The 18,236-nt window shown below is 52.1% G+C and carries 19 protein-coding genes and 1 tRNA gene; 10 read left to right on the top strand and 10 right to left on the bottom strand.

Annotated elements, in window-relative coordinates; genetic code table 11:
* The coding region (locus BLR50_RS01790; RefSeq protein ID WP_205408648.1) for a transposase at positions 1 to 216 on the top strand (216 nt) is incomplete at its 5' end.
* A gap of 198 nt (positions 217 to 414) precedes the next feature.
* Here the strand turns inward: BLR50_RS01790 and BLR50_RS01785 are convergent.
* From BLR50_RS01785 to BLR50_RS01775, 3 genes are all read right to left on the bottom strand, one after another.
* Positions 415 to 2,175 (bottom strand): phosphoenolpyruvate carboxykinase (GTP), encoded by a 1,761-nt coding sequence (locus tag BLR50_RS01785; protein ID WP_092637889.1) that lies wholly within the window; start codon positions 2,173 to 2,175, stop codon positions 415 to 417.
* A 502-nt stretch (positions 2,176 to 2,677) separates the two neighbouring features.
* Positions 2,678 to 3,634, bottom strand: a complete 957-nt coding sequence (locus BLR50_RS01780; RefSeq protein ID WP_092637887.1) for an LCP family protein — start codon at positions 3,632 to 3,634, stop codon at positions 2,678 to 2,680.
* 278 nt (positions 3,635 to 3,912) lie between these two features.
* Positions 3,913 to 6,585 (bottom strand): cation-translocating P-type ATPase, encoded by a 2,673-nt coding sequence (locus tag BLR50_RS01775; RefSeq protein WP_092637885.1) that lies wholly within the window; start codon positions 6,583 to 6,585, stop codon positions 3,913 to 3,915.
* 401 nt (positions 6,586 to 6,986) lie between these two features.
* Here BLR50_RS01775 and BLR50_RS01770 point away from each other — a divergent pair, with 401 nt between their 5' ends.
* The 6 genes from BLR50_RS01770 to BLR50_RS01745 all read left to right on the top strand — a co-directional run bounded on the left by BLR50_RS01770 (position 6,987) and on the right by BLR50_RS01745 (position 11,313).
* Complete coding sequence (locus BLR50_RS01770; RefSeq protein ID WP_242871664.1) at positions 6,987 to 7,361, top strand: GntR family transcriptional regulator; 375 nt, start codon at positions 6,987 to 6,989, stop codon at positions 7,359 to 7,361.
* A gap of 79 nt (positions 7,362 to 7,440) precedes the next feature.
* Positions 7,441 to 8,346 carry an ABC transporter ATP-binding protein gene (locus tag BLR50_RS01765; RefSeq protein ID WP_242871663.1) on the top strand — a complete coding sequence of 302 codons (906 nt, stop codon included), beginning with the start codon at positions 7,441 to 7,443 and terminating at the stop codon, positions 8,344 to 8,346.
* 13 nt (positions 8,347 to 8,359) lie between these two features.
* A complete protein-coding gene (locus BLR50_RS01760) occupies positions 8,360 to 9,034 on the top strand; it encodes a hypothetical protein (RefSeq protein ID WP_092637881.1) in 675 nt (224 codons plus the stop codon).
* 18 nt (positions 9,035 to 9,052) lie between these two features.
* Positions 9,053 to 9,748, top strand: a complete 696-nt coding sequence (locus tag BLR50_RS01755) for a hypothetical protein (protein WP_092637879.1) — start codon at positions 9,053 to 9,055, stop codon at positions 9,746 to 9,748.
* A gap of 67 nt (positions 9,749 to 9,815) precedes the next feature.
* Positions 9,816 to 10,838: a CPBP family intramembrane glutamic endopeptidase gene (locus BLR50_RS01750; protein WP_092637877.1), complete on the top strand. Its 1,023-nt coding sequence runs from the start codon at positions 9,816 to 9,818 to the stop codon at positions 10,836 to 10,838.
* A 103-nt stretch (positions 10,839 to 10,941) separates the two neighbouring features.
* Positions 10,942 to 11,313 (top strand): MmcQ/YjbR family DNA-binding protein, encoded by a 372-nt coding sequence (locus BLR50_RS01745; RefSeq protein ID WP_162840287.1) that lies wholly within the window; start codon positions 10,942 to 10,944, stop codon positions 11,311 to 11,313.
* Positions 11,314 to 11,337: 24 nt separating this feature from the next.
* Here BLR50_RS01745 and BLR50_RS01740 read toward each other — a convergent pair whose 3' ends face one another.
* Both BLR50_RS01740 and BLR50_RS01735 read right to left on the bottom strand, forming a co-directional pair.
* The gene (locus tag BLR50_RS01740; protein WP_092637873.1) at positions 11,338 to 11,670 is read right to left on the bottom strand and encodes a sigma factor-like helix-turn-helix DNA-binding protein; all 333 of its coding nucleotides are present in this window, start codon (positions 11,668 to 11,670) and stop codon (positions 11,338 to 11,340) included.
* Positions 11,648 to 11,884 (bottom strand): hypothetical protein, encoded by a 237-nt coding sequence (locus BLR50_RS01735; protein ID WP_092637871.1) that lies wholly within the window; start codon positions 11,882 to 11,884, stop codon positions 11,648 to 11,650. The genes BLR50_RS01740 and BLR50_RS01735 overlap by 23 nt, the downstream gene beginning before the upstream one ends.
* Before the next feature lie 241 nt (positions 11,885 to 12,125).
* Between BLR50_RS01735 and BLR50_RS01730 the strand changes: the two genes are divergently transcribed.
* The 3 genes from BLR50_RS01730 to BLR50_RS01720 are packed head-to-tail and all read left to right on the top strand — an operon-like array spanning position 12,126 to position 13,552.
* Entirely contained in the window at positions 12,126 to 12,518 is a 393-nt protein-coding gene (locus BLR50_RS01730; RefSeq protein WP_092637869.1) for a helix-turn-helix domain-containing protein, read from the top strand.
* A gap of 54 nt (positions 12,519 to 12,572) precedes the next feature.
* On the top strand, positions 12,573 to 13,016 hold the full coding sequence (locus BLR50_RS01725; protein WP_092637867.1) for an ImmA/IrrE family metallo-endopeptidase: 444 nt from the start codon (positions 12,573 to 12,575) through the stop codon (positions 13,014 to 13,016).
* Positions 13,017 to 13,063: 47 nt separating this feature from the next.
* Positions 13,064 to 13,552: a hypothetical protein gene (locus BLR50_RS01720; RefSeq protein ID WP_092637865.1), complete on the top strand. Its 489-nt coding sequence runs from the start codon at positions 13,064 to 13,066 to the stop codon at positions 13,550 to 13,552.
* Between the two features lie 189 nt (positions 13,553 to 13,741).
* On the opposite strand, the gene trpS is transcribed toward BLR50_RS01720, so the two are convergent.
* From trpS to BLR50_RS01695, 5 genes are all read right to left on the bottom strand, one after another.
* On the bottom strand, positions 13,742 to 14,770 hold the full coding sequence (gene trpS, locus BLR50_RS01715) for a tryptophan--tRNA ligase (RefSeq protein WP_092637863.1): 1,029 nt from the start codon (positions 14,768 to 14,770) through the stop codon (positions 13,742 to 13,744).
* A gap of 47 nt (positions 14,771 to 14,817) precedes the next feature.
* Complete coding sequence (locus BLR50_RS01710; RefSeq protein ID WP_092637860.1) at positions 14,818 to 16,005, bottom strand: aminotransferase-like domain-containing protein; 1,188 nt, start codon at positions 16,003 to 16,005, stop codon at positions 14,818 to 14,820.
* 148 nt (positions 16,006 to 16,153) lie between these two features.
* A tRNA-Val gene (locus BLR50_RS01705) sits at positions 16,154 to 16,229 on the bottom strand.
* 233 nt (positions 16,230 to 16,462) lie between these two features.
* Entirely contained in the window at positions 16,463 to 17,119 is a 657-nt protein-coding gene (locus BLR50_RS01700; protein WP_242871662.1) for a TVP38/TMEM64 family protein, read from the bottom strand.
* A complete protein-coding gene (locus tag BLR50_RS01695; protein ID WP_092637856.1) occupies positions 17,062 to 18,141 on the bottom strand; it encodes a glycosyltransferase family 4 protein in 1,080 nt (359 codons plus the stop codon). Before BLR50_RS01695 ends, BLR50_RS01700 begins: the two co-directional genes overlap by 58 nt.
* Positions 18,142 to 18,236: the final 95 nt, after the last annotated feature.

Below are 18,236 nucleotides of genomic sequence, written 5' to 3'. Positions count from 1 at the left end.
TCTTTAATGATATTTGATAGGCATGCAAATTTGAAGTATAAGTATGGGAACAGGCATTTCTGGTGCAGAGGATATTATGTTGATACAGTAGGAAGAAATGCAAAAGTAATTGAAGAATATATCAAAAACCAATTACAAGAAGACATAGCTTCAGATCAAATATCATTCAAAGAATACATAGACCCGTTCACGGGTAGCAAGGAAACAAAGGCATGAAAAACGAACAGCCGCTTTAGCGGCTGCCCGTAATAGTAATGCGGTTGGCGGAACCATTCAGTGCGTCTTGAGACGCTGTGCCAGTAATATGCCCTTTTAGGGCTGGTGCATACCACCAGTTTAACTGGTGGTTTTGATTGTTTACTACTTCTGCCTTTTCAGGATGTAGAGGATATCGAAAAGGTTACAGTGCAGAGATTAACCCAATCTCTTCTCAAGGTTCGCAAGCTCTGTCTTCAGGGCTGCGGGCAGCTTGTCGCCGAACTTGCCGTAGAACTCGTGGATGCCCTTGGCTTCTTCCTTCCACAGGTTTACGTCTACGCCCAGCAGGCCCTTGAGGGTGTCAAGGTTGATATCGAGGCCCTCGAGGTTGATGTCCTCTGCCTTGGGCTCGTAGCCGATGGGGGTCTCTACCGCGTCGGCCTTGCCCTCGCAGCGGTTGATAATCCACTCGAGCACGCGCATGTTATCGCCGTAGCCCGGCCAGATGAAGTGGCCTTCGTCGTCGGTTCTGAACCAGTTTACGTTAAAGATCTTGGGGGCCTTGTCGCCCAGCTTCTCGCCGATCTCAAGCCAATGCTTGAAGTAGTCGCCCATATGGTAGCCGCAGAAGGGCAGCATCGCCATCGGGTCGCGGCGAACAACGCCTACTGCGCCGGTAGCGGCAGCGGTGGTCTCGGAAGCCATGATCGAGCCTACAAACACGCCGTGCTGCCAGCTTAAGGACTGGTACACCAGCGGAGCAGTTTTGGCGCGGCGGCCGCCGAATACGATAGCGCTAAGCGGAACGCCCTGCTTGGACTCAAACTCGCTGCTGATGCAGGGGCAGTTCTTGGCGGGAGCGGTGAAGCGGCTGTTGGGATGAGCACCCTTTTCGCCGGAGGCGCTGTCCCACTTCTCGCCCTTCCAGTTGATGGCGTTCTTGGGCGGGTTCTTATCTAAGCCCTCCCACCAAACGGTGTTGTCTTCAAGGTTATGCACTACATTGGTGAAGATGGTGCCCTTCTTGGTGGAGAGCAGCGCGTTGGGGTTGGACTTCATGTTGGTGCCGGGGGCTACGCCGAAGAAGCCGTTCTCGGGGTTGATAGCCCACAGTCTGCCATCGGCGCCGATGCGGATCCACGCGATATCGTCGCCAACCGTCCAAACCTTGTAGCCCTTCTTCTGGTAAACCTCGGGGGGGATGAGCATGGCAAGGTTGGTTTTGCCGCAGGCAGAGGGGAACGCGGCAGCGATATATTTTACTTCGCCCTTGGGGTTTTCAAGGCCCAGGATAAGCATATGTTCAGCCATCCAGCCCTCGTTCTTGCCTTGATAGGAGGCGATTCTAAGCGCAAAGCACTTTTTGCCCAGCAGCACGTTGCCGCCGTAGCCGGAGTTGATCGACCAGATTGCGTTATCCTCGGGGAAGTGGCAGATGTAGCGGTTCTCTTCGTCGATATCCGCCTTGGAGTGCAGGCCGCGTACAAAGTCGTTGGAATCGCCCAGCATATCAAGCGCGGGCTTGCCCATTCTGGTCATGATGTCCATGTTGAGTACAACATAGGTAGAGTCGGTAAGCTCGATGCCGATCTTGGCAAGGGGTGAACCGATGGGGCCCATGCAGTAAGGGATAACGTACATGGTGCGGTCTTTCATCACGCCGTCAAACAGCTTGCCGAGCTTCTCGTAGGCCTCCTTGGGGTCCATCCAGTTGTTGGTGGGGCCTGCGTCCTCCTGCTTCCTGGAGCAGATGAAGGTACGATGCTCTACGCGGGCAACGTCGTTAATAGCGGTTCTGTGCAGGTAGCAGCCGGGCAGCTTCTCTTCGTTGAGCTTTATCATCTCACCCTTTGCTTCGCTTTCGGCGCGAATCTGCTTGAGCTGTTCCTCGCTGCCGTCAATCCATACCACATTGGCGGGCTTTACCAGAGCCTTCATCTCTTCAATCCAGCTCAGAACGTGTTTGTTGTTAGTCATCCTGTTTTCTCCTTTCAAAACATGGGACTTCAGAACTCAGATGCAAGTTCTATAGTATTGTAAAAACTACCGCCGGATGCGAGGGCTCGCCGAGGCAAGCCGTGGGTACCAATCTTTTTGAGATAGGTTTGTACATAATTTTGGTGCTTCTCTTCAAAGACCGGTTTGAGTAGTTTTTAAAACTGTGAAATGAAAAAATGAATGTTAAACTTTCGTAAAATTGCAAACAGATTGCACACCCGAAGTTTCCGGCCCCCGAGGAGCAAAAACCATAAACAGGCTGAATCTTTCTGCACTTTTTGCCTTTAGCGAGATAAAAGCCGAAAACTAACGGAACATTCAAATTTCCCACAACTAACATTATAGATTGTTTTCGTAAAGAAATCAATAACCAATCTGTTAAAACTGTATCAATATTTTTATACTAATTGCAAAGGCAGGTTTTAAAAATGAAATTCAAAAGAATAAATCCTGCATTTTTCTGGCCGAAGGGTTTTAAACCTCAGGGGTTAACCGGATTTTCAGATTCCGTTTCGACCGAGGAGGCACCCAACGAGGTTGCTTCTGCGCCGCCATAGTACCCCTTCAGTGCATCGAGCGATTTCTGCGAAAGCAAAAAGCCTTCGCTTTTAAACTGGCCGGCGGGGAATACCGGCACCGCAGGCTCGTAGAGCTGGGTGGCGAAATACCGCAGCATGGGCAGGCTTTTGGCGTAGTCGCTGTGCGAGATATCGGTTTCGGCAAGATTGATAAGGGTTTTAAACACACTGTCGCTGTGTGCAATCAGCCAGTCGTTCAGGCGCTGGTTTATAAGTGCCGCGAGCACATCGCTCTGTACCTTGTAGCGGTGCGCCTCGCCCTCGGTATAGCTCGGGTAGCGGAACAGATCGTACACCGCGTGGCCGTCCAGCACCTGATTGCCTTTGGGAATGTTGATATAGATGTTGGCGTTTACATTTTTATAGATGAGCGTATACGGGATGGTATATTTCACTGTGCCCAGCGTGTTCACAGCCTTGATGAAATTCTCGGTGCTAAGCCTGGCGGTTCGGCTGATGTTGATATCCAACACATCCTCCACAATCCGTTTTACCTCAAGCGTGCCGCCGTAGGCATCGTAGCCCTGAAGGGTGTTGTTTTTTCCGCCCGCCCTTACCTGCATATTGTAGGGCAGCGAGGTTACGGGCAGCTGGCCCTTGACAGGATTAAAGCGTACCAGCAAAAAGTAGCGCGCCTTGCCGGCCTCGGTGATGATAACAAGCGCAGTGAGGTTATCGGATACCACAGGGGTATAGGCAATCGGCGCCGCGCTGCTGGGGATGCTCGAGGAGGGAGTATAATCCCGCAGCGGGCTGACTTCAAGCATGATGGGAATGAATATCAGCGATAAAATAACCACCGATACCCCAAAGGCGATAGAGAATACCTTTAGCCTGCGTACTCCTGCCCTTTTCATCATCCGAAAGCTGTCCCTCCCAAAACGCAAGAGAAAACAAGTTTTCTTCCTGCGTCATCACAATTCTAATCAGTATTAGTATTGTCAATAGCGGGAAGAACCATTCAAGGGACAATTAAGCGGATGAAGAGAGAAAATTCGCGGTTTTGCAGGGGCGGCCATTGGCCTCCCGCGGATATTATCCAGTCTGTGTTGAAACCGCGGGCGCGCAATGCGCGCCCCTACAACGTATCCCCAGATATATGTGTGATTATGCAGCACGAGTGGATTTTACGTTAGAATTATTTTGCAGCCTTTGCCTTTCTTGCAATAAAGCGTATGAGTACAATCATCTCATGGAACACCAGCGGTACCATCGAAATCAGCAGCAGGTTCACCCATTCGAGCAGTGAAAGCGGTGTGGTGCCGAACAGCACGGTTAAGAACGGCAGCTCGGTAACGGCAATCTGCAGCAGTAGCCCCGCAAAGAAGGCCAGAATCATCAAGCGGTTGCTCAGGTGGTTCATGCGGAAGATTGATTTATCAAGGTTGCGCATACCGATGGCGTGGAACAGCTGCGATATACCCAATACCACAAATGCGTAGGTTTGCGAGCGGGTTAGGATATTATCAGCGGCAAATATACCCTTAATGCTTTCAAGGGTAACGGCGGTGCCGTTTTGCAGCAGCAAGCTCACGGGCAGGAACAAAAACGCGCAGAGGGTGATGGCGGCGATTACGGCACCGTAAAACAGCGTAAGGGCAAAGCCGCCGTGCGCGAACAGGCTTTCGCCGGGGTTGCGGGGCGGCGCCTTCATAATCTCCTTATCCTTGCTGTCTACCCCAAGGGCGAGGCCGGGCAGCGAGTCGGTAATCAGGTTTACCCACAGGATATGAATTGCCTTAAGCGGCGAGGCCAGCCCCAGCGCAATGGAGGTGAACATGGCCATTACCTCGCCGAAGTTGGACGAAAGCAAAAACAGCACCGTCTTTTTGATGTTGCCGTAGATGTTGCGGCCTTCCTCCACCGCCTTTTCGATGGTGGCAAAGTTGTCGTCGGTTAGCACCATGTCCGCGGCTCCCTTGGCAACGTCGGTGCCCGTAATGCCCATCGCCACGCCGATATCCGCAGCCTTGAGCGAGGGCGCATCGTTTACACCGTCGCCGGTCATCGAAACAATGTAGCCCTGTGACTGGAACGCCTTTACAATCATCACCTTATGCTCGGGCGATACACGGGCGAACACGCGCAGGTGCTCCACACGCTCGTTGAGCTGCTCCTGCGTAAGGGCGTTCAGTTCACTGCCGGTGATGCACTCGCCGCTGTTGTGCGCAATACCTAAGTCCCGCGCGATGGCAAAGGCGGTGTCTTTGTGGTCGCCGGTAATCATCACCGTGCGTATCGACGCATTTCTGAACATTTGAACGGCGTCTTTCGCCTCGGGGCGCGGCGGGTCGATCATGCCAACCAGCCCCACAAACGCAAGACCTTGCTCTGTGGCGCTGTCGTCGTTGTATTTTACGGCAAGGGCCAGCACGCGCAAGGCCTTTTCGGCCATCCTGCGCGCGGCCTCTTCTATCGCCTTGCGGTCGCTGTCGGCAAGCGTGCGCTTCTGGCTGTTTTCAATAATTCCGTCGCAGCGGGCCAGCAGCACATCCATGCCGCCCTTGGTGTAGGCCACAAGCTTGCCGTCGGGCGCGCGGTGCACGGTGGTCATCATCTTTCGGTCGGAATCAAACGCCAGCTCGTTGATACGCGAAAACTGCTTCTCCAGCTCCTCACGCGCAAGCCCCAGGGGGTCGCCCATATCCAGAAGTGCGATCTCGGTAGGGTCGCCGATGCGCGCGCTGCCCTTGACGGAGGCATCGTTGCACAGGATAAAACCCTCCAGCAGCAGCCGGTCGGCACCATCGGGGGTAAGTTGCGAGGCGGGCTTGAGTGCGCCGCCGGAGTACACCTGCTCCACCGTCATGCGGTTTTGGGTAAGGGTGCCGGTTTTATCCGAGCATACCACGCTCACCGCGCCCAACGTTTCAACCGAGGGCAGGCGGCGCACGATGGTGTTTACCTTTACCATGCGTGAAACGCCTAAGGCGAGCACAATGGTTACCACCGCGGGCAGGCCTTCAGGTATAGCCGCCACCGCAAGCGAGATGGCGGTAAGCAGCATCTCGGGGATATCGCGCTGCTGCAGCACCGCGATGCCGAACATCAGCGCACAGATAACCACCGCCAGAATACCCAGCAGCTTGCCAAGGTCGGCCAGGCGCTTTTGCAGCGGGGTCATCTCATCCTTATTGCTGCTGATCATCTGGGCGATGCGGCCGATCTCGGTATTCATGCCGGTGGCGGTAACAACGCCCTCGCCGCGCCCGTAGGTTATACTGGTGGAGGAGTAGGCCATGTTTATACGGTCGCCGATGCCGATCTCGCCCTCGGCGGTAAACTCGGCGTTTTTCTCGCTGGGCACCGATTCACCGGTGAGCGCCGATTCATCCACCTTGAGGTTTACCGCGGTAAGCAGCCGAAGATCGGTGGGCACCACGCGCCCGGCATCCAGTATTACCACATCGCCCGGCACCAGCTCCCGCGCAGGGATATCCAATAGCTTTCCCCCGCGCCTCACCAGCGCGGATGGGCTCGAGAGCTTTTTAAGCGCCTGTAAGGCCTGCTCGGCCTTGGCCTCCTGTGTCATGCCCACAAAGGCGTTTAGCAGCACCACCGCGAGGATGATGCACGCGTCGCTGAACTCCCGCAAAAAAATAGAGATTGCCGCTGCCGCAAACAGGATGAAGATCATCGGGTCATTAAGCTGGCTTAAAAACATCATCAGCTTGGACTTTGGCTTTTTTTCGGCAAACTCATTCGGCCCGTTTTGGGTTAGGCGCTTTTGCACCTCGTCTGCCGAAAGGCCGGTTGCGGGGTTGGTTTGCAGCACCTCGCAGGCCTGCTGAACGGATTTCTGTTCGAACATAATAACTCTCCTTTGATTATGTAACCGTTTGTTGAATCAGCCAAGGGGAACATACCTTTATTATTCCGTGATTACTGTCCATTAACATTTCAAATGGAGGATAATAAAAAAAGACCTTAACGTGAAGCGGGGAAAGCCCGAAACACGCTAAAAGTCTTGTTACCTTACGGACCTCAAACCAGAGCCCAAAGGCCCATGCTTGTTGATTTGAGATTTAAAACTACTCCCAATTAGCAGTTATTTAACTGTATCTATAATATAGCATATTTATTTGAAATTGCAAGCAAAAGAAAAAATAATTCTGAAAGCCTATTGACAAACCGTGGAAGAGGATATATAGTTAGTTACATAAGTAATGAACCACTTGACTAATGAGGTGGGCATCAGGAGGTGCTAATGGATTGAACACTAATCTGAATACGGAACAATCGATATACATTCAAATCGCAAGAAAGATCGAAGACGATATCCTGAGAGATATACTCGCAGAGGGCGAAGCGATACCTTCCACCAACCAGCTGGCGGCATTGTATAAGATTAACCCCGCAACGGCGGCAAAGGGCGTAAACATTCTGGTTGACGAGGGAATTCTTTTTAAGAAGAGGGGGATCGGTATGTTTGTAACCGAAGGCGGTAAACGCCAGATTATTGTAAAGCGCAAGGAAGGCTTTTACGAAAAGTATGTGGTTTCGCTGGTGCGAGAGGCCAGGCAGCTGAATATTGACACCGAGGAACTGGTTGAGATGATTAAGCGGGTGCAGCATTCAGGGCAGTAGCGCTATCTTATGAGATTGGTATAAGCAATGTTTTTAGCGGGGCTCTATGAGTTTTAGAGAGATGAAAGGAAAGTTTACAATGGCTACAGTTTTAGAGTGCAACGGGGTTATAAAGCGTTTTGGAAAAACAACCGCCCTAAACGGCGTGGATTTAACACTGGATGAAAACAAGATTTACGGGCTGATTGGCAGAAACGGCGCGGGTAAAACCACGCTGCTGGGTATTCTTGCGGGGCAGAACTTTGCCGACGAGGGCAGTGTTTCCTCCTATGGGCTGCCGGTGTGGGAAAACAGCGAGGTAATGGAGAAGATCTGCTTCTCGCGCGAGCTAAGCGCCTCTACCGCCTTTGGGCCGGATACCCGCAAGGTAAAGGAGCTTTTCCGCATTGCGAGAATCTTCTACCCCAACTGGGATGAGGAATATGCCAAAAGGCTGCTGGTGGAGTTCAAGCTCGACATCAAAAAGCCGATCAACAAGCTTTCAAAAGGTATGCTTTCGATGGTGAGCATCATCATAGCGCTTGCCTCTCGCGCGCCTATTACCTTTTTGGATGAACCGGTGGCGGGCCTGGACGTGATGATGCGTGAGAAGTTTTATCAGCTGCTGCTGGATGATTATATGGAAAACCCCCGTACCTATATCATCTCCACCCACATTATTGATGAAGCCAGCAATGTGTTTGAAGAGGTGGTGCTGGTGGATGCGGGCAGGATTATGCTTAAGCGAAACACCGAGGAGCTGCGCGCGCAGTATGCCTATGTAAGCGGCAGGGAAGACACCGTAAGCGAGGCCATCAAAGGGCTGCAGGTAGTACACCGCGAGGGCTTAGGCAAGAGTCTTACCGTGTGCGTAAGGCTGAACGGCAACGAACAGTTTGAGCAGTATGATGTAGATGTTTCGCCCGTAAGCCTGCAGAAGATTTTTGTTTACCTTACCGAGCAGTATGAAAGCACCGCAAATGCTGCCGCTCCGGCGCTGGCTTAAGGGGTGATTAAGAATGAATTTATTTATAAAGCAGCTAAAAACTGATTTTTGCGATATGCTTAGGCAAGCGTTAATGCTCTGCCTGATAGTACCGGTGATATTTACCGTTTTATCACTAAGCGGCAGTACGTTTGAGAGCGGGCAGTCGTTTATGCTGCTGATGGTTTTAATCGCCATGCCGGCAGGCTACCTTACCTTAAGTATGACACGCGTACTGATTTACCTGCCCACCTATATCAGCATGGGCAGCACCCGGCGAGTATTCTATTTCAGCAACATTATTTCGTCTTTTATTTCATTCACGGTTTGTACCGAAGGCTCGCTGCTGTTAACCTCGGCCTTATTCTATTTCATCAGGCGCGATGCGGCGGTTGAGCTTGGAAGGCTTGCGCTTTCAACACAGGTGCTGCTGCCGGCAATCTGCCTGAGCATGCTTGCCTTAGGAGTCGGCACCCTGCTTGGAATTTTAATGGGACGGTTCGGGCGAAAGGTGTTTTATATCGCAGCCATAGTGCTGGTAATTCTGGGCGGCGCGTGCGGCGGGTTTTCGGTTGCTGTGTTTACCGAAAACAGTTTGACGCTAACCTTCAGCAATACCGTTGTTGCAATGCTGCTGGGCGGTGCCGCAGTACTGGGCCTTGCATTGTACGGTATTGCATATCCCCAGATTCGCAAGCTGAATGTATAAGGAAAGGCTGGGGCTTTTATGATAAAAGATTTTAAAAAAGTACTTTCAGTAAACCGTGGAACCGTGATTACCATGCTGGTGTGCCTCGGGCTTATGCTGCTGGGCTTTTTGGCGATATTGATTACCGGTCTGATACTGCCTGATAAGCAGGAAGCCGCCACGGCATTCATTATTGTACCGCTCGGGGGCATGATTCTTAACATATGGGTGGTTTTATTCTGCTGCCTGATGATGTATACTGTAGGGTATACCGGCGCTGTAGGGCTGGGTATGACGCGCAAGGCGTACCTGCGCAGCTCGTTTGTTTTAACACTGGCATATACGGTTGCTTCCGCGCTGATATCGCTTTTAAGTGCAGGCGTTGTTTTACTTTTTTCATTCTCGCAGACAGGCGTTATAACAGAAAAGATGCAGCAGAAAGCACTCATGATAGCGGGGCTTGCGCTTGTTTTGACAGCATCGTTTTTACTGTTTGCTGCGCTTGGCAGGATATTTGCCTATGTGCTGTTACGCTACGGCGCGAAGATGATGGCGGCGCCGATTTTAGCGGTTTCGGCGTTATTCATGCTGCTGCCAAAGGGTATAGATTTGTATGAAACCATTCCGCAGAGCACCCGGCTTACCGCGAACCTTGCACTGGGTGCGGCAGCGGTTTTATTGATAGCGGCGCTTACCGTTGTGGGCAGGCGGCTCATCTATCGTTACAGCATCTAGTAATAATTAAGGGGAGAAGTTTGAAAGATATATCTTTTGAACTTGCGAGAAAGGAATAGTTACTATTATGGAGGACATTCTATTGAGCGGACAGGGTACCGATAAAGAGCAGAAGCGCTTTGAGCTTGCACAGGCGGCAGCAAGGGTAGGAACCGCGGTTTCAATCTGGGTGGGCTTAAGGCTAATCTTTTTGCTGATTGATGTGATTGTGACGAAACGCCTGCAGGCTGCGGGAATTTCGGACAGTATGCTGCAGATTGTTGATCTGGCTCTTTCTGCGGTGGGTGTTTACTTTGTCGCAACCCCCATAGCCTTATGGGCGCTGGGGATGTTTAAAGAGGGCCGGTTCAAGGCGCTCTTTGCCAAAAGCCGGATGTCGGGCAAGGAGTTTGCGGCGGCAGTGCCGATGGGCTATACGGTAACCATTGGTGTAAACCTGATTGCAACCGTTGTAATGATTGTCGCCTCCGGTTCGCTGCAGCAGGTACTTAACAGCAACCCCATTTTGAATATGCCCAAGGGGACGCTGGGTATTGCGCTGAACTATGTATGGGCTGTTTTAGCGGCGCCGATCTTTGAGGAGCTGCTGTTCAGAGGCGGGCTGGTTTCCACACTCAAGCCCTTTGGCAACTGGTTTGCGGTGCTGGTTTCGGCGGTGCTGTTCGGGTTTGCCCACGGCAGTGTTGCACAGATGCTCTATGCCACCGCGCTGGGTATTGTGCTGGGTATGGTGTTCATTAAGTCCGGCTCGGTTATCCCGTGCATGCTGATGCATCTTATTATCAACTTTCTTGGTATTACCATCAGCAGCCTCTATTCTCCCGAAAGACTGGGTTTGGTCGCAATCATCGGCCTGCTGGTAATGGCGGTGCTGATTGCGGGTATCGTGCTGATTATTGTAACACTGGTAAACTATAGGCATAAGCTGAGCCTTGGCAACGGCTGCACGATACTTACAAGGGGCGAGAAGCTCTCTGGGCTGTTCAAGAGCGCCCCGGTTATCCTTATGCTGCTGCTCACGGTAATCTTTTTAGTGCTCGTAACCGTTCCCGGACTGTTGCAAAACGTTACGTCGCTGATAGCGAAGTAAGGCTGCTGCTGATAGCGGCAGGCGGTGTGAATACCCAATAAAAGCTCCCTCCGTTACCCGAGGGTAACGGAGGGTTTTGCTTTATAAACAGGGGGTACCTAGGTTGAGTAATGAAGATATCATCCGCTATTGTCTTGCGAAGCCGGGCGCGTATGAGGATTATCCGTTCGGGCCGATCCCGGCCTGCTATAAGGTATGCGGCAAGCTGTTTATGCAGCTTTACCCTATGCCGGAAAACCATAAGATATCGCTAAGCTGTGAGCCGATGCTCGCCGACTTTTACCGCCGGCAGTACCCCGGCATTGTAATCCCCGGCTACCATTGCCCAGACAGGCTAAAGCCGTACATGAATACCGTTTACCTTGATAAGGGTGTTGCCGACGAGCAGGTTTGGGAGATGATTAATCATTCCTACCGATATGTTGTAAACAAGCTAACGCGCAAGGAGAAAGCTGCACTTGCCGAGTTTTGCTGAGGGCGTGCAGCCGGCTTAGTGATATTAAAGCAGCGGCAGGCCGTTCTTTTCGGCCTTTAGTCTGCGCAGAACACGCTTTTTAATGCGGTTTCTGGCCCCCGCAAGCCCGCGCGATACGGTGGATTTATTGATGCCGAAACGCTCAGCCAGCTGCGGCATGGTGTAGCCGCGGAAGTAGTAAAGCGTCAGCAGCTCATACTGCCGCCCGGTAAGCCCCTTTTCCACCTCATTGAGTACCGCCTCGCGCAGCCACCAGCGCAGCTCATCGTTGGTGATGCCGCGGTTTTGCTGATAAGCGGAAAACGAGATGGAGGCGGCGACACTGTCGTTGAAATCAGCCTGAAAGCTTTTGTACATCTGCGTGCCCCCTATCGTAATAGTTGATTAAGTAATACCCGGTTTTGCGCAGGTCGGAATGCTCGCGGTACAACAGGTCGATGCGTTCCTCCAACCCCCGCAGCTCACCGAGCGGCGCGGTTTTCAGCTGGGCGCGAAGCTGGCGGATTCTGGCGTTTACCTTGTTGCTCTCGTAAAGATACTGGTGCCCCAGCTCGAATAATGTGCAGTTCATTCCCCTGCACCTCCAGTCTATCGGTTAGTATAGAACATATGTTCTTTTCAATTTCTAGGGTATCACACAAAATGTGTGATGTCAAGATGGATGGAATTACCTTAATTCAAGAACAAAGCACCTGTATATCCTTTAATAATCGCATTTTGAAGGGATTACATGAGGCAAAAACAAATTTATATTTTTTGATCTATTGCATTTTTATGGAACCTGTGCTATAGTAGCCGTGAGGTGAGAATATATGTTTGCACAAAAATTGAAGGCACTCCGTTTAAAACGAGGTCTGACACAGGCACAGCTGGGCATACGGCTGGGGGTTTCGGCCAGTGCGGTGGGTATGTACGAGCAGGGCAGACGTGAGCCGGACAGCAGCATACTGATACGGATGTGCGAGGTTTTTGAGGTGGATGCCAACTATCTGCTGTGTGGCACGCGGAATGAAGACGGCGCGGTGCTGCGGCTGGAGGATATGATTACCCAGATGCGCGAGAGGCTGTTAGGCCAGCAGGCGCTGATGTTCCACGGCAAACCCATTGACGCCGAAGGGGCGGAGAAGATTATCGCGGCGCTGGAGCTTGGTGCACAGCTGGCCGCCGAATATAACCAAAACAGGCGCGGCGAAAAGGGCGGCTGATCTGTTGTATTCCGAACGGGATAGAACAGCGTTTTGCCCGCGGAAAGGTAGCAGATGGATAGGATTATCGAACTTGCCCGGTCGCTGGTTCAAAAATATTATACCCGCGACCCGTTTAAGCTGTGTGAGGAGCTTAGGGTACATGTTGTTTACACCGAGCTTCCCAAGACGGTGGAAGGGTTTTACCAATATATAGACGGATATAAATTTATATACCTGAACAATGCCTTGGATGAGGATGCCTTACGGGTAATTTGTGCGCATGAGCTGGCACACGCGCTGCTGCATACCGATTATAACGTGCTGGAGCTGCTGCGCGACACCTTCTTTTACTGCCCGAGGTTTGAGCGAGAGGCCGATATCTTCTGTGCCGCCCTGCTGATTGATGAGGCGGAGGCGCAGAATACCCGCCCCGAGCTGCTGAGTATGGATGAACTTGCAGCACTTTCGGGTGTACCGGTGGAGCTGGTAGACCTGCGCTTTGCCGAAGGGTTTTAGCAGTACATTTACGATTGTCAATATATAGCGACGAAGGAGAAGCGGTAATGCCCTATATCCAACTAAGCGAAGAAAGCGTGGGGGTAAAGGTCCTCATCTTTACTGAGGGTACGGTGCTCGGCCCGCGGAATGCCCTTGAGCATTTCAGCGTTTCGCGATATGTGCCTATCGGCTGCTGCGTCAGTCTTATCCGCTTGTGGCAGGAGCAGGGGGCGGATATACAGTATATCACCTCACGGAAATCGCGGAAGGCGGTTCAAGGGGTTCAGGCGCTGCTGGAGCGATATGGTTTTGCGGGCAGCCGCCTGTACTTTCGGGCAAGAGGGCAGCAGTACCACGAGCTGGTGGAGCAGATACGACCAGACGTGCTGATTGAGGACGACTGCCGGAGCATCGGCGGTGAAAACCAGATGTGTGTTACCCATGTAGCGCCCGAGATTCGACAGACTATCCACTCTATTTCGGTGCCGGAGTTTCAAGGGATTGACCATCTGCCGGAGTCGTTAATGGAGCTATCGGAGTACAGCGCACGATGAGACCGCGGACGCGCGATGCGCGCCCCTACGCCCCACCATGGTCGGATGAATTCTGCGGGCGATTGATAATCACCCGTGCACCCCCCAACGTAGAACACAGAGAACGCGGGCGAACACAGTTCGCCCCTACATGAAAAACAGCCCGCATCCCTTTGGATGCAGGCTGTATATTGATGATTATCTATAAACTTACAGCACGCCCTTTACAAACCCGAGCTTCTGATAGGTTTTTTCAAGGGTGCGCTTTGCAAAGTGTGCGGCTTTTTCGGCGCCTTCGGTGTAGCACTGCTCCAGGTAAGCCTTATCCTTCATCAGGCGCTCATGCCCCTCTCGCACAGGGCGCAGATGCTCGGCTACCGCTTCGCCAACCGCAAGCTTGAAGTCGCCGTAGCCCTTGCCGTCGAACTCGCCGGTGATCTCCTCAAGGCTCTTGCCTGTTACCACCGAGTAGATGGTCATAAGGTTGTTAATGCCGTCCTTGCCCTCGGCATAGCAAACGCGGGCCTCGCTGTCGGTAACGGCGCTTTTGCACTTTTTAATAATGGTGTCGGCGCTGTCCAGTATCGAGATAAAGGCCTTGGCGTTCTCGTCGGATTTGCTCATCTTCTTGGTGGGCTCCTGCAGCGACATTACCTTGGCGCCCATCTTGGGGATATACGGCTCTGGGACGGCGAAGGTGTTGCCGTAGCGCCCGTTAAAGCGGATAGCAATATCGCGCGCAAGCTCCAGGTGCTGCTTCTGGTCGATACCTACCGGCACCAGATTGGTCTGGTAGAGCAGGATATCGGCGGCCATCAGCACCGGGTAGGTGAACAGGCCGACGTTTACATCATCGGCGTGCTTCAGGCTTTTATCCTTAAACTGCGTCATACGCGAAAGCTCGCCGAACTGTGCGCTACACCCCAGCGCCCACGAAAGCTGCGCATGGGCGGGAACGTGGCTTTGAATGAACACAAGGCTCTTCTGCGGGTCGATACCGCAGGCAAGCAGCAGTGCGTAGGAGGAAAGCGTCTGCTGGCGAAGGGTGGCAGGGTCCTGCCGAACGGTGATGGCATGCATATCCACCACCGAGTAAATGCAGTTGTATTCCTCCTGCAGGTTCACCCAGTTGCGGATGGCGCCGATATAGTTGCCCAGCGTAAACACGCCCGTGGGCTGTATGCCGCTGAAGATGATCTTCTTTTTTTCGGGCTTTGCGGTAGCTTCAATCTCTGGCATGGTTGTTCGTGCCTTTCTATTATATATTCATGTGTGTAAATCTTATATCAGAATCTCTCGCGAATCAGCTTGGAGAGGATGTCTACACCCTTTTCAATCTGCTCGTCGGTGGGGGTGGAGAAGTTCATGCGGAAGGACGTGGTTTCATCCTTGTCGCTTGTCATAAACGCGCTGCCGGGCACCACCGCCACCTTGCGGTGAACTGCCTCGGTGCAGAAGCCCATCATGTCGCTGCCTTTCGGCAGGGTGCACCACAAAAACAGGCCGCCCTGCGGGCGTGTGTAATCCACCTTGCCGCCAAAGCCCGCGTCCATGCCGCCGAGCATCAGCGCGCACTTCTTGCGGTAGATCTGCTGCAGGTGCGCGATATGTGCGTTATAATCCACCCGGGTTAGAAACTCGGCGCAGATCATCTGCGAAAGGATGCCGGTGTGCACGTCGGAGGCCTGCTTTGCCACCACCATCTTCTGCACAATCGGCCCCGGCGCGCAGACATAACCTACGCGAAGGCCGGGTGAAAGCACCTTGGAAAAGCTGCCGAGATAGATTACGATACCGTCCTCATCAAACGATTTGATGGAGGGGATATCCTCGCCCTCAAACCGCAGGTCACCGTAGGGGTTATCCTCCAGAATCATGGTGCCGTACCGCTTGGCGAGCGCATAGGCTGCCTTGCGCTTTTCAAGGCTCATGGTTTTGCCGCTGGGGTTCTGGAAGTTGGGGATGAGGTAGATAAACCGCACGTTTTTATTGGCCTTAAGAGCATCCTCCAGCGCGGTAAGATCAATGCCGTCGTCCTGAAGTTCAATGCCCACCAGATGAGTATTGTAGGATTTAAACGAGTTTAACGAGCCGATGAAGCTTGGTTTTTCGCAGATGACGGTGTCGCCCTCGTTGCACAGCACCTTGGTGGCAAGCTCCACGCCCTGCTGCGCGCCCGAAACGATAATCAGCTCGTCACTGTCGCGGCCTGCATGGTAGCGGGATTTGAGCATGTCCTTGAGCATGGTGCGCAGCTGCGGGTAGCCCTCGGTAATGCTGTACTGCAAGGCCGCGATGGGACGCTCGGCGAAGATCTCGCTCGTAATCTCGCCCACCAGCGCCGTGGGGAAGGCCTCGGGGGCCGGGTTGCCCGCGGCGAAGGGGATCACCTGCGGGTCGGCGGTGAACTTTAATATCTCGCGGATCGCCGACGGCTGCAACGTGGCGATTTTATCTGAAAAGGTGTATTGCATGGCAGTCTTTCCTTTCAAACGGCCTGACTTCAGGCTTCCAATCATAACCTCTATATTCTACCACAAATAATAATAGTTTAAAAGCCAAAATTATCAAGCTTTTTTACGCAAAAAAATGCCGCCCCCACTATTGCGAAGACAGCACCCCTGGTGGACGATGAGGGACTCGAACCCGCGACCTCCCGCATGTGACGCGGATGCTCTACCAACTGAGCTAATCGTCCTGATATTCAGCTTGTCCGCCCCACAGCTACAAAAGAGGTGGAACAAAAAGCATTATAGTACATCCTGTGTGCAAAAGCAACCCTATTTTAACGCAACACCACGCTTCGTGTAATTTTTGTGTAAATTTAATAAGCTGATAGGGCAGAGTATGTTTAAAATATCAAGAAAACTGCCGCAAAATAAAAGTGCATCCGCAATAAGCGAACGCACTAAAAGGCTTTAGTGATAGGCTTCAGCCGCCGAGCATCTTTGCAATATACTGCAGCAGAGTTGTAAGCCCGATGCTGTATAAAAGGATTGAAAGCGGCTTGCACAAAAGAATAATCAGCACATACTTTTTAAACGACATATTGGAGATTCCCGCCAGCATACATAAAAAGTCATCAGGCGCAACCGGAAGAAAGATTGCCCAGGCAAACAGGGTGTCAAACCGCTTGCCCTTATCCAGCCAGCCTATGTACTTTTTAAACAGGCGCTCGCTGATTACCGCTTCCACAAACGGCCGCCCGAAGTGGCGCGATAGCAAAAAATTAAAAATAGAGCCGATACAGATGCCGATATAGTTATAGGCAAACCCAAACCACGGGCCAAAGATGACTACTCCGGCGGCAAGGCTTACCCCGCCGGGGATGATGGGGATGACAACCTGAATAATCTGTATAAGAATAAATACCAGCGGTGCCCATGCGCCCTGCTTGGCCATATACTGCTGCATTGCATCGGGCTTGGTGAAGATACCCATTCGGTAAAAATAGATGCAAACGGCAACGGCGAGCAGCAGCCCCAGGATGGACGCTGCGTTATAGGCTATTTTTAAGGCTTTGCGCTTTTTCAGGTGAACCGGCGCTTCAGCTTCATTCGGAAAGTCTGGAGTGAGATCTGCCTGCAATCCTCGTATACCCCCTCGTAGTAGGCCTGCCACATCGCAAGCACCGATTCACGGCTGTAAAAACGGTGCCCTTCTTTAGAGAGTGCGGAGGCCTTCTTGTAGTTTTCGGGGTCCATCAGCTCCGTAAGCAACTGCTTAAACTCGGCAGTGGTGTTGCCCCTTAGATAATAATCAAATAGAATGTCTTTGTATAAATCAAGGTCGCGTAACAGCAGCGGTAAACCGACACACATCGATTCCAGGGTGGTCATGGGGAACAGCTCGTCAAACGACGGCTGGAACAGTACATCGGCAAGGTTGTAAACCTCGTTCATCTGTTCGCGCGGAACCAAGCCCATGAAGATCACATTGGCCGGAGGGTTGTCCAGTATCTTTTGAATCTCTTCATACCCGTCGCTCATCTTGCCGAACGAAAAACCGCCCGCCCACAAAAAGGTTACCTCGGGCATTTCCTTGGCAAGCTCGATAAATTCAAATACGCCCTTGCGTTTTTGCAGCTGCCCCACACTCAGCACCACAAAGCCCTCGGAGTTCAGATGGTACTTTTTGCGAAGCTCCTTTTTAGCGTCGGCGCTTACGGCGTAAAAGCGCTTATCAGAAACGAAGTTTGGGATATAAGTAATCTTACTGCGCTCAATGCCCAGATCCACCAGCTTATCGATAAAGCAGGGGTTTACGGTAACAAGGTAATCCATGCGCTTGTAAAAACGCACCACATACCAGTAGAAGATGTCTTTGATAACGGGCGGCAGCTTGATGCTCTTATCCAGTGTTTCGGGTATAAAGTGCACATACCCCACCGAAGCAATGGAAGGCCGCTTAAAAAAGCAGCGTGCCCAGAAGCGGAGGTTTACCGTGTGTATATGCAGAATATTGCTGCGCCGCAGGCTGTTTTCTACAACGCAAAAATCATCGCTAAGACCCTCAGAAACGAGAGCAACCTGCTCACAGTAGGCAGAAAGAACACCGTGCCCCTGAACAGAGTCTGCCCTTGATAGCATGTTGATTACACATTTACTCATTACTGCATATCCTCTTTTATAATTTTTGGGGTCCTGTATTCTTAAACGACACAAGTACCGAAGATACTTCAAAACCGGTAATCTGCCCGGATAAA

The organism is Acetanaerobacterium elongatum (genome assembly GCF_900103835.1).
GTDB classification, from domain to species: Bacteria; Bacillota; Clostridia; order Oscillospirales; family Ruminococcaceae; genus Acetanaerobacterium; species Acetanaerobacterium elongatum.
Note: the sequence above shows the minus strand (reverse complement) of the source record. Positions and strands in the feature narration are given on the sequence as shown.